This window comes from Candidatus Nitrosomarinus catalina (genome assembly GCF_002156965.1).
Lineage (GTDB): Archaea > Thermoproteota > Nitrososphaeria > Nitrososphaerales > Nitrosopumilaceae > Nitrosopumilus > Nitrosopumilus catalinensis.
Genome location: NZ_CP021324.1, coordinates 1,031,220 through 1,044,603, shown reverse-complemented (window position 1 = coordinate 1,044,603; position 13,384 = coordinate 1,031,220). Strand labels below are relative to the sequence as shown.

17 protein-coding genes and 1 tRNA gene are annotated in these 13,384 nt (G+C 33.0%); 16 read left to right on the top strand and 2 right to left on the bottom strand.

The window, feature by feature from the left end; genetic code table 11:
- Window positions 1–36: 36 nt before the first annotated feature.
- The 11 genes from NMSP_RS06345 to NMSP_RS06295 all read left to right on the top strand — a co-directional run bounded on the left by NMSP_RS06345 (window position 37) and on the right by NMSP_RS06295 (window position 7,027).
- On the top strand, window positions 37–519 hold the full coding sequence (locus NMSP_RS06345) for a 50S ribosomal protein L18 (protein ID WP_086907977.1): 483 nt from the start codon (window positions 37–39) through the stop codon (window positions 517–519).
- A 2-nt stretch (window positions 520–521) separates the two neighbouring features.
- A complete protein-coding gene (locus NMSP_RS06340; protein WP_086907976.1) occupies window positions 522–1,265 on the top strand; it encodes a 30S ribosomal protein S5 in 744 nt (247 codons plus the stop codon).
- 4 nt (window positions 1,266–1,269) lie between these two features.
- On the top strand, window positions 1,270–1,737 hold the full coding sequence (locus tag NMSP_RS06335) for a 50S ribosomal protein L30 (protein ID WP_086907975.1): 468 nt from the start codon (window positions 1,270–1,272) through the stop codon (window positions 1,735–1,737).
- Window position 1,738: 1 nt separating this feature from the next.
- Window positions 1,739–2,185, top strand: coding sequence for an uL15 family ribosomal protein (locus NMSP_RS06330; RefSeq protein WP_086907974.1), 447 nt, complete (start codon window positions 1,739–1,741; stop codon window positions 2,183–2,185).
- 13 nt (window positions 2,186–2,198) lie between these two features.
- Window positions 2,199–3,632 (top strand): preprotein translocase subunit SecY, encoded by a 1,434-nt coding sequence (gene secY, locus NMSP_RS06325; protein WP_086907973.1) that lies wholly within the window; start codon window positions 2,199–2,201, stop codon window positions 3,630–3,632.
- Window positions 3,610–4,197, top strand: a complete 588-nt coding sequence (locus tag NMSP_RS06320) for an adenylate kinase (RefSeq protein WP_225971335.1) — start codon at window positions 3,610–3,612, stop codon at window positions 4,195–4,197. Before secY ends, NMSP_RS06320 begins: the two co-directional genes overlap by 23 nt.
- Window positions 4,198–4,200: 3 nt before the next feature.
- Window positions 4,201–4,830: an EMC3/TMCO1 family protein gene (locus NMSP_RS06315; protein WP_086907971.1), complete on the top strand. Its 630-nt coding sequence runs from the start codon at window positions 4,201–4,203 to the stop codon at window positions 4,828–4,830.
- Window positions 4,827–5,387 (top strand): cytidylate kinase-like family protein, encoded by a 561-nt coding sequence (locus NMSP_RS06310; RefSeq protein WP_086907970.1) that lies wholly within the window; start codon window positions 4,827–4,829, stop codon window positions 5,385–5,387. The genes NMSP_RS06315 and NMSP_RS06310 overlap by 4 nt, the downstream gene beginning before the upstream one ends.
- Window positions 5,384–6,385 (top strand): RNA-guided pseudouridylation complex pseudouridine synthase subunit Cbf5, encoded by a 1,002-nt coding sequence (locus NMSP_RS06305; protein WP_086907969.1) that lies wholly within the window; start codon window positions 5,384–5,386, stop codon window positions 6,383–6,385. The genes NMSP_RS06310 and NMSP_RS06305 overlap by 4 nt, the downstream gene beginning before the upstream one ends.
- Entirely contained in the window at window positions 6,352–6,858 is a 507-nt protein-coding gene (locus tag NMSP_RS06300; protein WP_225971263.1) for a flagellar hook assembly protein FlgD, read from the top strand. Before NMSP_RS06305 ends, NMSP_RS06300 begins: the two co-directional genes overlap by 34 nt.
- A gap of 67 nt (window positions 6,859–6,925) precedes the next feature.
- Window positions 6,926–7,027, top strand: a tRNA-Ser gene (locus tag NMSP_RS06295).
- A gap of 2 nt (window positions 7,028–7,029) precedes the next feature.
- Here NMSP_RS06295 and NMSP_RS06290 read toward each other — a convergent pair.
- A complete protein-coding gene (locus tag NMSP_RS06290) occupies window positions 7,030–8,340 on the bottom strand; it encodes an NAD(P)/FAD-dependent oxidoreductase (protein WP_086907968.1) in 1,311 nt (436 codons plus the stop codon).
- 76 nt (window positions 8,341–8,416) lie between these two features.
- On the opposite strand from NMSP_RS06290, the gene NMSP_RS06285 reads away from it, so the two are divergent.
- Window positions 8,417–8,695, top strand: coding sequence for a hypothetical protein (locus NMSP_RS06285; protein ID WP_086907967.1), 279 nt, complete (start codon window positions 8,417–8,419; stop codon window positions 8,693–8,695).
- A gap of 40 nt (window positions 8,696–8,735) precedes the next feature.
- Window positions 8,736–9,110: a ChuX/HutX family heme-like substrate-binding protein gene (locus NMSP_RS06280; protein ID WP_086907966.1), complete on the top strand. Its 375-nt coding sequence runs from the start codon at window positions 8,736–8,738 to the stop codon at window positions 9,108–9,110.
- A gap of 195 nt (window positions 9,111–9,305) precedes the next feature.
- Here the strand turns inward: NMSP_RS06280 and NMSP_RS06275 are convergent, their stop codons facing one another.
- Entirely contained in the window at window positions 9,306–10,274 is a 969-nt protein-coding gene (locus NMSP_RS06275) for a 2-hydroxyacid dehydrogenase (protein ID WP_086907965.1), read from the bottom strand.
- 52 nt (window positions 10,275–10,326) lie between these two features.
- Here NMSP_RS06275 and NMSP_RS08535 point away from each other — a divergent pair, with 52 nt between their 5' ends.
- Genes NMSP_RS08535 through NMSP_RS06265 form a run of 3 tightly spaced genes read left to right on the top strand, consistent with a single transcriptional unit; the run spans window position 10,327 to window position 13,382 of the window.
- On the top strand, window positions 10,327–10,470 hold the full coding sequence (locus NMSP_RS08535) for a hypothetical protein (RefSeq protein WP_192866160.1): 144 nt from the start codon (window positions 10,327–10,329) through the stop codon (window positions 10,468–10,470).
- Window positions 10,471–10,519: 49 nt separating this feature from the next.
- A complete protein-coding gene (locus NMSP_RS06270; protein ID WP_086907964.1) occupies window positions 10,520–12,430 on the top strand; it encodes a 2-oxoacid:ferredoxin oxidoreductase subunit alpha in 1,911 nt (636 codons plus the stop codon).
- Window positions 12,420–13,382: a 2-oxoacid:ferredoxin oxidoreductase subunit beta gene (locus NMSP_RS06265; RefSeq protein WP_086907963.1), complete on the top strand. Its 963-nt coding sequence runs from the start codon at window positions 12,420–12,422 to the stop codon at window positions 13,380–13,382. The genes NMSP_RS06270 and NMSP_RS06265 overlap by 11 nt, the downstream gene beginning before the upstream one ends.
- Window positions 13,383–13,384: the final 2 nt, after the last annotated feature.

Below are 13,384 nucleotides of genomic sequence, written 5' to 3'. Positions count from 1 at the left end.
CGTATATAATAGCAGTTTCAAAGTCAGATCCTGTAGATGGCCTATTCAAAAATATTGAGAAGACTTAGAGAGGAAAAGACCAATTATCGTAAACGTGGAACCATGTTGATGGGTAAACGTGATTTCATTACTGTAAATATTTCAAATGAGAATACACAAGTTCAAGTCCTTAAACCTGGAATGACTGGAGATACCGTCGTTGCATCAGCACATTCTAGATATTTACTTGAAAAAGGATGGAAAGGATCAAGAAAAAGTATCTCTGCAGCATATCTTACTGGCTATTTGGCAGGTAAGAAAGCATTAGGTAAAGGAGCAAAGGATGCAATTTTGTATACTGGTACTAAACGTTACACACAAAGAATGGCAGCAGCTTTGAAAGGAGTAATTGATGCTGGTCTTGAAGTTCCAGCTGACTCAGAAACTTTTCCTGCAGATGAAAGAATTAATGGTGAACACTTAACTGTAAAAAATGAAATTTCTAAAATTAAATCTACCATAGATAGTGAGGTCAAATAGATATGAGTCAAACAACACAATCTAAACCTGGACAATCTAAACCTGGACAATCTAAACCTGGACAAGGTGGAAGGGGAAGAGGTCCACCAGTATATGGAAGAGGCCCACCTGGAACAGAAGCATCCAAACCTAGAAGACCAAGAAGAGAACCAGAAGAAGAAGTTTGGGTACCAAAAACTATCTTAGGACAAAAAGTTGCAGCTGGAGAAATTACTTCTGTTGAAGAAATTTTAGAAGCTGGATTAAGAATTCAAGAATCTGGAATTATTAAAAAACTATTACCTGATTTGAAAAGTGAAGTTGTCGATGTTGGAATTATTCAAAAAATGACATCTAATGGTCAATCAACAAGATTCAAAGCAATTGTTGCAGCAGGCAATGAAAATGGATACTTGGGAATTGGTCAAGGTAAATCAAAACAAATGAGAATCGCAATTGAAAAAGCAACTAGTCAAGCTTTCCTAAACATTAATCCAATTAAAATGGGATGTGGCAGTTGGGAATGTAAATGTGATCAAAAACATTCTGTTCCATTCAAAGTAAAGGGAAAAGGTGGAAGTGTAACTATTGAAATCATTCCTGCACCTCGTGGATTAGGTTTAGTTGCAGGTGGAAAAATTAAGAGATTATTAGAATTAGCAGGATTAAAGGATGCATGGACCACCGCAAAAGGTTCAACTCCTACAATGAATTCAACATCAAAAGCAGTACTGGATTGTCTAAGACAGACATTCAGTCAAGGATAATAAAATGGCAAATGCATATCTCGTTGTAAGAATCAAGGGTCAAGCAGACTGTCCTTATTGGGCCACTCATACAATGACTCTATTAAAATTAGATAAAAAATATCGTGCTACAATTTTACCTGCAAAAGACAATACATTGGGAATGTTAAGAAAGGTACAACATTATGTCTCATGGATTGAACTTGATGCAACTTTAGCTCAAGAATTAGTTGAAAAGAAAGCCAGAAAAGGTGGTTATCAAAAAATTACTGATGAAGATCTTAAGGAACTAGGATTTGCAAATGCTGCAGAACTTGGAGCCGCTTTAGCTGATGGAAAAACATCATTATCAAAATTAAAACCACTAAAACCTTGGTTTGCTTTAGCACCACCAGTTCATGGATTCAAAAGAAGTACTAAGAAATTATATGGACAAAAAGGTATTCTTGGTTCTAACAAAGAACTTGATACTATAGTTAGGAGAATGATTTAACATGGCAACTAGATTGCGAAAAACTCGAAGACTAAGAGGTGGCAGACACATGGGATGGGGCCAAGTAGGTCAACACCGTGCAAGTGGTCATAAAGGTGGTCTTGGAGTTACAGGTTTCCAAAAACATCATTACAGTAGTTTACTAAAAGATGAACCAGATCATTATGGACATGAATCAACTAGTCCTCCTCATCCAAACATCACAAAAAAATGGGCCAGTGTTAGAGATTTAGATGATTTATTCACCAAATTTGGTAAAGAAGAAGGTGGAAAGAAAATCGTAGACCTTGAAAGTGCAGGATATGATAAACTTCTTGGTGGTGGAAACATTTCCAATGGATATTCTGTAAAAATAGAAAATTTCACTGCATCAGCTGAAGAAAAACTAAAGGCCGTTGGTGGAGAAATTGTTCAATCTTCAACAGATAAAAAACCTGAAGAGGGTTAGGTGTTAACTGAGAATGGCTGAAGGTACTCTAACTTCAATTATTAGAAAAGTAGTTTTCAAAGCAGAACCATATTTACCACAAGTTCCAAAACCTAAAAAGAAAATTCCATTACCAACCAGATTACTTTGGTGTGGTGTTGCATTACTTATCTACATGGTAATGGGACAAACTCCATTATTTGGAGCAACAACTCCTGAATTTGATTTTCTAGCCTTTGCTAGAGTTATTTTTGCATCACAACAAGGTACCTTAGTTGAATTGGGAATTGGACCGATTGTAACTTCTGGACTCTTGATGCAATTGTTAAGAGGTTCTGATATCCTCAAATTTGATTTCAAAAAACCTGAAGAAAGAGGAATCTTCCAAACTGCAACAAAACTTGTAACTTATGTTGTAATTGTAGTTGAGTCTATTGTTTATGCTGCAGCTGTATATGGTGGTGCAGCATCTGAGCCGTATGTCCTGTATGTGATTATAGGGCAGCTGATGGCCGCGTCGATAATTATCATGTTCTTAGACGAATTAATTCAAAAGGGTTGGGGACTTGGTAGTGGAATTAGTTTATTCATTATGGCAGGTGTAGCTCAACAAATTCTTTGGAGTATGTTCAGTCCATTACCTGCTGGTGATGGTGGTATGATTGGTATTATTCCGTATCTTGTAGAATCCTTAACTGGAAATGGCGATATTGGAAATGTCTTATTCCGTTCAAATCAACTGCCTAGTATCTTTGGACTGTTCCTCACAGCAGGAATTTTGCTGATACTTGTATTTACACAAGGTATGAAAATTGAAATTCCAATTGTTTCTACCAAATATAGAGGATTTCAGGCTGTTTATCCTATCAAATTGATGTATGTTTCTAACATTCCAGTAATTTTAGCATCTGCACTAACTGCAAACGCTGTATTTGTATTCCAAATGATTTGGTCTCAATTTAATCCACGTAACAATAATTTCTTTGTAAACTTTATAGCTCAATTCGATCCTACAAGTCCTTCTACTCCTGTTGGAGGATTCATTTACTACATGACCCCACCACGTGGTTTGGATGTTGCAGCCCTTGATCCTATGAGAGCTGTAGGATATGTTTTGTTTATGGTTGGAATTGTAGTTGTGTTTGGTAGATTATGGGTTGAACTTGGTGGATTATCTCCAAAGAGTGCAGCTCAAAACTTACTTGATGCAGATGTACAAATTCCTGGATTTAGAAGATCAAACAAGCCTGTTGAGGCATTATTGAACAAATACATTCCATCTGTTACAATTATTGGTTCTATGATTTTAGGACTTTTGGCAGGAGTATCAGATGTCCTTGGTGTATTCGGATCTGGAATTGGAATCTTACTTATGGTAGATATTCTCATTAATTATTACACACAATTAGTTAGAGAACAAGTAGAAGTTGTTATGCCACGGTTGGGTGCTATACTTGGTAGAAAATAAAAAAATTCTCATGGTTGGAATCCCAGGTGTTGGGAAAAGTACTTTGTTAACAACAATGGTTGATATTTTAAAGGATCACAAGAAAAATGTCATTGTAATTAATTATGGTACTTTAATGTTTGACGTCGCTAAAGAAAATGGATTAGAAAACAGAGATGACTTAAGAAAATTATCTGTAATAGAACAACAACGCCTACAAAAAATTGCTGCAGAAAAAATTGCCACACATGATGAAGAAGTCGTAATCATCGATACCCACGCATTCATTAGTTCACCTGAAGGATACTATCCTGGATTGCCTGAACATGTTTTGAAAATTATTCAACCTAGTAACTTTGTTTCAGTTGCAGCAAAGCCTGAAGAAATCTACAATAGAAGGATGAAAGATGACACTAGAAATCGAGATAAAATCACACTAGCTAACATTAAGAAGGAGCTTGATTATCAAACTGGTATGATTTCTGCATGTGCTGTAATTACAGGCTCCCCAGTCAGACATGTTCTCAATGGAGAGGGAAAGATTGAAGAAGCAGCTGATAAAATAATTAAGGCAATAGGACTGTAAAAAATGGATTTCAACTTTATTCTACTCTTTATCGACTCAGCATTTTTACAACTACCTGATTTCCTAGGTGGTGAAAGAATGGCTCTTGGCAGTGATGATCCAATAATCAAAGGTCTAATCCTATCCATGTTTGCCGTATCTGGATTTGGTATTTTGCTAAATGTATTCAATTCTGCAGTTAGAAGAAAAATGGTTGATCAAACCAAACTAAAGAGAATTATGAAAGAAACTAGAACATGGCAAAAAGAAAGAATGGCTGCAATGAGATCTAAAGATACTGCAAAATCAGCTGAACTAAACAAAAAATCTTCTTACATGAACAAAATGTCCATGGAGATGATGCAAATGAATATGCGACCAATGATGATTACTTTTGTTCCATTAATTCTAATTTTCTATCTTGTATTGCCACAACTATTTACATACACAGTAGCAATTTCTCCAATACCACTTAATGTGATACCTGGAGATATGTTCCAATTAACTTGTACTGCAGAACAAGCTTTGGATGCAACACACATTTGTTTTGGTAAAGAAAACCATCTAATGCTATGGGCTTGGTACTTTCTTTCTTCTATTGCATTTAGTGGAATCATTATGAGAATCACTAAAACATCAATGGATCTAGGTTGACCAAATCTATCGTAATATCTGGCCCTCCTGCAGTCGGAAAAACAACTGTTGCTAAAGGATTAGCTAAAGAATTTAATTTACAATATCTTAGTGGTGGAGATGTTCTAAAAGAAATGGCTAAAGAACAAGGATTTAATTCTGATGGCGATGATTGGTGGGATACTAAAGAAGGACTCAAATTTCTAAATCAACGTGAGGAGAATTCTGAATTTGATAAAAATTTAGATAAAAAATTAACTGATTTATTCAAACAAGGTGGAATGGTAATCACAAGTTATACGTTACCATGGTTAATTGAAGACGGAATAAAAATTTGGTTAGAGGGTTCTCACGCTAGCAGCACTAAAAGAATGCAAACAAGAGACAATATGAGTTCAGAAAATGCATATGAAATCACAAAATCTCGTTTTGATAAAAATAAAGCACTGTACAAAAAACTATATGGATTCAGCTTTGGTGATGATAAAGCTGTGTTTGATGTAATCATTAATACTGATAATTTATCTGCAAATCAAGTAATTGATGTGACTACTGAAACCGTGAGAAAATTGCTATGACTTTAAAACAACTTGAAAATTTAATTGAAATTGATCAAGATATCACTGATGAATCCTATGGAACTTATTATGATAAACGAACAATCGAGCAATTATTGGACAATGGAATTATTCTTTTAGATAAACCACCAGGTCCGACAAGTCATGAAACAGTTGCATGGACAAAACGCATTTTGAAAATTGACAAAATAGGACATAGTGGAACATTAGACCCACAAGTTTCTGGAGTATTACCGCTAGGATTAGGTGAAGCGACAAAGGCATTAGGAGTTTTACTTTATGGACCTAAGGAGTATCATGCATTGGGTAGAGTTCATTCATTGCCTTCTAAAGAAAAATTATCTGAAATTATTGAAATGTTTACTGGCGAAATTTTTCAAAAACCTCCACAACGTTCTGCTGTTGTTAGACAAACAAGAACAAGAACAATTTATGAATTAGAATTAATCGAACAAAAAGAAAGATTACTTTTAACTAGAATTCTATGTGAAGCAGGAACCTATATTAGAAAATTATACTATGATATTGGCGAAGTTTTAGGTCCTGGAGCAACTATGATTGAACTAAGGCGTAGTCGTGTAGACCAATTTCATGAAAAAGATGGATTAGTTACTTTGCATGAGCTTGCTGATGCATTTGCTATTTGGGAAGAAAAAAAAGATGATTCAAAATTAATGGAAATAATAAAACCAGTTGAACTTGCATTAAGCGAATTAAAATCTGTAGTAATTCGTGATTCAGCTGTTGATGCAATGTGTCATGGTGCTCAACTTGCAATACCTGGAATTTTGAAAATTTCTCCACATTTGAGAGAAGGTGATATTGTTGGAATTTATACGCAAAAAGGTGAAGCAGTTGCATTAGCTGAATCAACAATGGATGAAGAACAAATTCGTGATGCAACCAAAGGATATGCATTTGTTACTAAAAGAATTATCATGGCTCCTAACACTTATCCTAAAAAATGGAGAACAAAACCTACTGCTCCAAAAGATTAAAAAATACTGAATTTATTTTCAAAGAATTGCTAGCTAAAAGTCTTGTTGTTTTCATTGGTGTTGGTGTGGTCTCTGCATTTCTTTTTGGAACTTATCTAATTGATTTTAAAAATACCTCTCAATTAGAATATGTTGAAGGTTCTTCTCTTTCTATTGTTACAGAAAAATTTGATTTTAAGCAAGATGAAATAATTCAAATTCGAATAGTTAATTCTGGAACTAATGAATTGACTTTCTCTGATTCGTCATACGGGTTAAAAATTACTGGATTAGCTGGAATATTGATGTATTCTCCAATGTCTGCTCAAGTAATTTCAACTCTTGAACCTAGAGGTGAAGTTACTTTTTCATGGGATCAAATAAAAAATGATGGTGACACCGCATTAGAGGGGGTCTACAAAATATCTGCTAAAGGATTGGATATGGATGGAAATATTGTAGAAAAATCAACTACCATTACAATTTGGAAGTAATTTTTCTTATTACTAATAACATAATTTATAATCACATTTTATGAAATAGAATTGTCGCAAGACTTCTGCCGAGGTCGCCTAGCCTGGTAGGGCGCGCGCCTGGAAATTGTTTAACCATAAAGCGCGTTCTCGCAAGGGAACGAGAGTTCAAATCTCTCTCTCGGCGCCATTTTATTTTTCTAACTTCTCAACAATTTCATTAAATTTCCAAGGACCGCATTGTAAGTTGATATCATCATTTTCAAATAATCCTTTTTGATGTAATTGATTTATCACATGTACTGAAAATGGTAGTGCTCCAGTAGCACCTGGAGAATTATAGTTCAAAATATGAAATGATGTGTCTTCTTCTACTAAAATTACATCTGGAACAAATTTACCGTTTTCATCAATCACAGATGATCTAATTCCTGCAGTCCCTTTTTCCGTAATTTCCTTTGAGTTGATCTTTGGGAGGAATTTTTTAACTCTTTCAACCATTACTGATTTTGACATTGAGGATTGTATTTCACTAAAAGCTAATTCTTGAAAATCTTTATCAAAGATTATTTTTCTTGCACCTGAATTAATCATTTCCAATATTTTTGGTATGAATTGTTTGATGTTTTCTGTAGTGTTGTATCCGTAAGGACTGAAAACAGGAACTGCATTTGGACCAATCTCGCAACTTCCATCTACTCTAACTATCCAATGTGGATCTAAAAATGGATACTCGGGAAATTCTGGAACTGAATAAACACTGGTTTTTGTTAAATTATGATATTTTTTTGGTGTTTTCCAATATTCGCCTCTAAAATGTACGTCTGTAAGGTTTTTTGCAATTCCTATATTGTGTGCAATATCAATTGCTTGACCTCCAGCTGCATTAATCAAAAAATCAGCATAAATTTTATGATTGCCATTTATTGTTATTTCCCATTTGTCTTTATTTTTTTTAATTTCATTTGTTTTATTGTTAAACAGAAAATTAATTCCATTTTTTTTACTATCTCTCATAATTGCATTTGTCAGTGTAGAATAATCTGTTGAACCATCCCTATGTGCGTATAGAGCTGCCTCACATTTTATTTCAGGTTCAATTTTTTTCAATTCGGCTTTTTCAATTAATTCAATATCCTTTTCTTGTAATCCATTTTGTTTTCCCCACTTGAGATATTTTTCAAGAACTTTGATTCCTTTTTCATCTAGTGCAACTTCGATTACTCCATCTTCCTTAAATGATACATTTTGTTGTTTTGAATATTCTTTCCACATTTCATATCCGTGAAATGCTGCATTTGCAAATAGTTTCTTTTTTTCAGGATTGTATAGATATGGAGCATGAACTTTTCCAGTATTTCTGCCACTTGTATGATGTGCTACATTGTTTTCTTGCTCTATGACTCCAATTTTTTTCGATTTATTTAGAAATGATAAGAAATATGAAATTGAAGTTCCTAAAATACCGCCACCGATAATTACTAAATCAAAATAATCTTTCAACTTGTTTTATTCACTAATAATTGATATTAAATTACATCTATGAAGATTAATATCTAATATTCTTTTGAATTTTATTATGATGCCTGATAAATGCTCTGTTTCAGAAGAAGGAAAACAATGTGTTAATCCCCCTCAATTTATTGTATCTATTGTTGATGGAAAAGATGAATACATGTTTGGTTTAACTTGCCAAAAACATAGACACATTGTAACAGGTAAGCTTACAATTTTACAAGATGAAGGAAAAATACACAGTGGTAAAATTAGTTTCACTCCTGTTAAATCAGTAGGAACTGATTGTATACATGGTGATGCAGATGATCTTGTTCAAATTGATTTGAAAAAATCTAACTAAGATGAAAATCTTATAATAATTTGTTTGAGGTGTTTGTTTATTGCTTTTTGAACTTCTATCAGATATTATCAAAGTTGATGATGTTTTATTAATCACAAAAAATATTGGTGCTACGTGCGAAATTCGCAGTAATTCTTTAACAATTAGACAAAAAGAGAAATGGATTACAATTGGAGACAACGATGGCCCTGCTCATATGCATATTAATTCTGAAATGATAAAATCAGCTGAATTTGTTAAAGAACAAAGACCTGATAGAATTAGTTTTAGTATTAGGTTTTTTGATATGAATAATGACCGCCTTGTAGCTGCATTTTTTACAAAGATGTATGATGAATCTAAAAATTTAGTTATTGACAGAGAAAAATTGTATAATTCATTAAATCAAAAATATTCTTCAAAAATTAAATTTTAAAAAAAAACTTGTCTGAAAAAGACAAGTAAAAAAGTATCAATCTTGTGATTCTTTTTTCTTCTTTTCTTTTTCAGTTTGTATTTTAGCTAATTCTAATTCTTCGTTAGTATGTTTGAATTTTTTCAACTTGACTATGTTTCACAATTTCAATATAAAAACTCAACATATTTTTTGGTGTAAACTTACGCGTAATTCTCAATATCCTACTGAATAAATTGGTTTTTTTCCATTAATTCCATTAATTAGATTTTTTACAGTCAATTCTGCCATTTGAATTCTAGTTTCTTTTGTTGAACTTCCTATATGTGGTGCCATAACTAAATTTTCTAATTTTGTGAATGGGTGATTTTTGTTAATTGGCTCTGTTTCAAATACGTCTATTCCTGCACCTGCAATTCTTTTTTGTTTTAATGCTGTGATAAGATCTTTTTCATTTACAACTTTACCTCTAGATGTATTGATGAGAAATGCAGTTTTTTTCATTTTTTTAAAAATTTTCATATCAAAAATTTGATTTGTTTCTTTTGTATGTGGAACATGAATAGAAATTATGTCACTTTGAGTAATTAATTTATCCAGTGCAACATACTTTACTCCTAACTTTCTTTCTTCCTCTCTAGAAATTTTATTTCTATTGTGATAAATTATTTTCATGTCAAATGCTTTTGCTCTTTTTGCAAGAGTTTTACCTATTCTTCCTAACCCCATAATGCCTAAAGTTTTACCCTGCAAATCAAATCCTACATAATCATATGCCCCGTAGATTTGTTTCCATTTACCATTTCTGATTATTCTGTCTCCTTCTGAAATTCTTCTTAAAGAATCAAGTAATAATCCAAATGCCATATCTGCAGTTGCATCTGTTAAAACTTCTGGAGTATACCCTACTCTAATTTTATTTTCTTTAGCAAAATCTAAATCGATATGATCATATCCAACACTGAATGTACTTATTACTTTGAGTTTTTTTGCAGATTGTAATACTTCTTTGTTGATTTTATCATATGGAAAGCAGATTAAACCATCCAAATTTTTTATTTTAGATTTCAATATATTTTGAGCAATTGGAATTTTTCCTGTATGGATCTCTACTTCAAATTTCTTCTTTAATTCTTTTAATGCAAAATCATGTAATGTTCTTGTAAGAAATATTTTTTGTTTCATTTATGTAACGATTTATCTCAAACCATTTATACGATTTCTTTGTACCTACATTATGTCTACTAAAATTGAAGAAGAAGAGTTTGCCATTTGTGTAGATTGTGGGAATTTTATTGAAAAATGTGTCTGTGTTTGCCCATATTGTGGTGAACGTGACAAATGTGAATGTGCATTATTTGATGCAGCAACAGGTGGATAATTGAAAAATTCTTTACCATTTTGTATTTATTTGAAAAAGGACTTGAAAAATCATGAATACTGATTTCACTTGGTTAATTGGAGGTCCTCAAGGCAGTGGAGTAGAATCTGGTGCTAATATTTTTTCTAAAGTTTGTGCTCAAATGGGTTATCAGGTATTTGGTAAACGAGAATTTTATTCTAACATTAAAGGTGAACATAGTTATTTTACAGTAAGAATATCTGATCAAAAAATTCATTCTAATGTCAATGATGTAAATTTGATGGTTTCATTTGATGCTGAAACTATTTTTCGTCATTTTGATGAAATTTCTTCCGATGGTGGAATTATTTATGATTCAGAATTAGAAAATATTGATACTGATAGGGTTAGAACTTTGGATAAACCATTCAAAGATAGATTGCATAAATTACTTGAATCAAACAATAAACCGTTTACTATTGGTGGAGTTTTAGAACTTGCAAAAGAAAATGGAGTAAAACTTTACCCTGTTTCTTTCAAAACTTTACTTGAAACCCTTTCTGAAGAGGTTGATAATCCTAGATTGCGTGGTTTAGTCAGAATGTATAATGTAATTGGCGTATCATTATCTTTAGGTTTGATTAAAATGTCATCTGATTCTTTAGTTAATTCAATTGATGATATATTTTCTAAGAAACCTAAAATTGCGGAAATTAATCAACAAGCTGCAAGTTTTTCATATAATTATGCATCAAAAAACTTTGAAAATTTTAATCACAGTTTAACTGAAACACAAAAAGAATCTGACACAATTTTAGTTCAAGGTCATTTTGGATGTTCACTAGGTAAAATGGTATCAGGTTGTAGATTTCAATCATACTATCCAATTACTCCTGCTTCTGATGAAAGTGTTTATTTGGAATCTAACGAAATTTTAGAAATCGAAAATGATAGACCTGGATCAACAATTGTAGTTCAAACTGAAGATGAGATATCTGCCATAGGAATGATGATTGGTTCTGCTCTTACTGGAACCCGTTCATCAACATCCACATCTGGACCTGGATTTGCATTAATGACTGAGGCACTAGGCTGGGCTGGAATTAATGAAGTTGCTGTTGTAATTACACTGTATCAAAGAAGCGGACCTTCTACTGGCCTTCCAACTCGTCATGGCCAAGATGATTTACTTTTTACAGTATTTGCAGGATGTGGTGACTTTCCAAAAATTGTTTACGCATCTGGTGACATTGAAGAGAGTTTCTATGATACTGGTAACTGTTTTAATTATGCCGATAAATACCAAATCCCTGTAATTCACATGATGGATAAATTCTTGTCTAGTTCTGTTGTCACTTGCAAAAAATTTAATCCAAAGAAAATTTCAATTGATCGTGGTAAATTATTGGATAAAGTTGAAGGTGAATACAAACGATTTGCATTTACTGATGATGGAATTTCCCCACGTTCTAAATTAGGGATGGATAACGGTGTATTTTGGAATACTGGTGATGAATCTGATGAATATGGACATATCACAGAAGACCCTCAAGTTCGTATAAAGATGATGGATAAGAGAATGTCTAGATTAGATTTGGCATTAGAAACAATTCCTGTAGATGAACAAGCTATTCCATTTGGAGTTCATGATTACACAATAATTTCTTGGGGTTCTACAAAGGGGCCTATTCTTGATGCACAAGCAATGTTAAAAAAAGAAGGTATTGACATTGGATTTGTTCAAATAAAATTATTAAATCCATTCCCTACCGAATATGTTAAATCTTTACTCAAAGATGCTAAAGTATTGATTGATGTTGAAGCAAATCATTCTGGACAATTAGGAAAGATTTTCAAACAAAATATTACTAGAGAGATTGATTATCATATTTTGAAATATACTGGAAGAGGAATGACAAGTACTGAACTTTACGATTCATTAAAGCGGATTATTGAAAATAAAGCTGAAAAAAGGGAGATTCTTAGTCATGGCGCTTAAACTAGCTGATTACAAGACAGATGTTCACAATGATTGGTGTCCTGGATGTGGTGATTTTGGAATTGTCAATGCACTACAAATGGCATTAGCAGAAATGGGAATTGAACGTGATAAAGCAACAATTTTTTCCGGAATTGGTTGTTCTGGAAAGACATCTCATTTTATCAACACGTATGGTGTTCATACATTACACGGTAGAGTTCTAACTTTTGCTCAAGGAGGTAAGCTAGCAAATCCTGACATGACTGTTGTAGCCGTTGGTGGTGATGGTGATGGATTAGGAATTGGTGCAGGTCACTTTGTTGCAGCTGGTAGACGTAATATCGATATGACTTACATTATTTTTGACAATGGTGTTTATGGACTAACAAAAGGACAAGCATCACCTACACTAAAACTAGGCGAACAAACAAAATCTCTTCCATCTCCAAATACTAATTCTAACGTTAATCCTATTGGATTGGCAGTAGCTAGTGGATTTACATTTGTAGCACGCGGATATTCTTATGATGTTAGACATCTCAAAGATTTAATCATTAAAGCAGTTAAACACAAAGGTCTTTCATTTCTTGATGTATTACAACCATGTCCTACATACAATGATGTTAATACACGAGATTGGTATGCTGGAGTTGATTTGGCAAAAGAATCTATGGAAAGACATTCTAGAATTTACAAACTAGAAGATACTAACTTTGATCCAACTGTAAATTATGCTGGTGAAGTTGAGGTTAATGAGAAATTATCACAAGCTTTGGTGAAATCTCTTGAATGGGGAGATAAAATTCCTACCGGTATTTTCTATCAAAATGAATTAGTCTCACCATTTAGTACTCGATTAACAGATAAAATCCCAAATTATCTTGAAAATCCACCAGCAAAACAGATCATATCTAATTCTGGATTACCTAATACTGATATTTCAAAAATTCTTGATTCATTAAATGTCTAGAA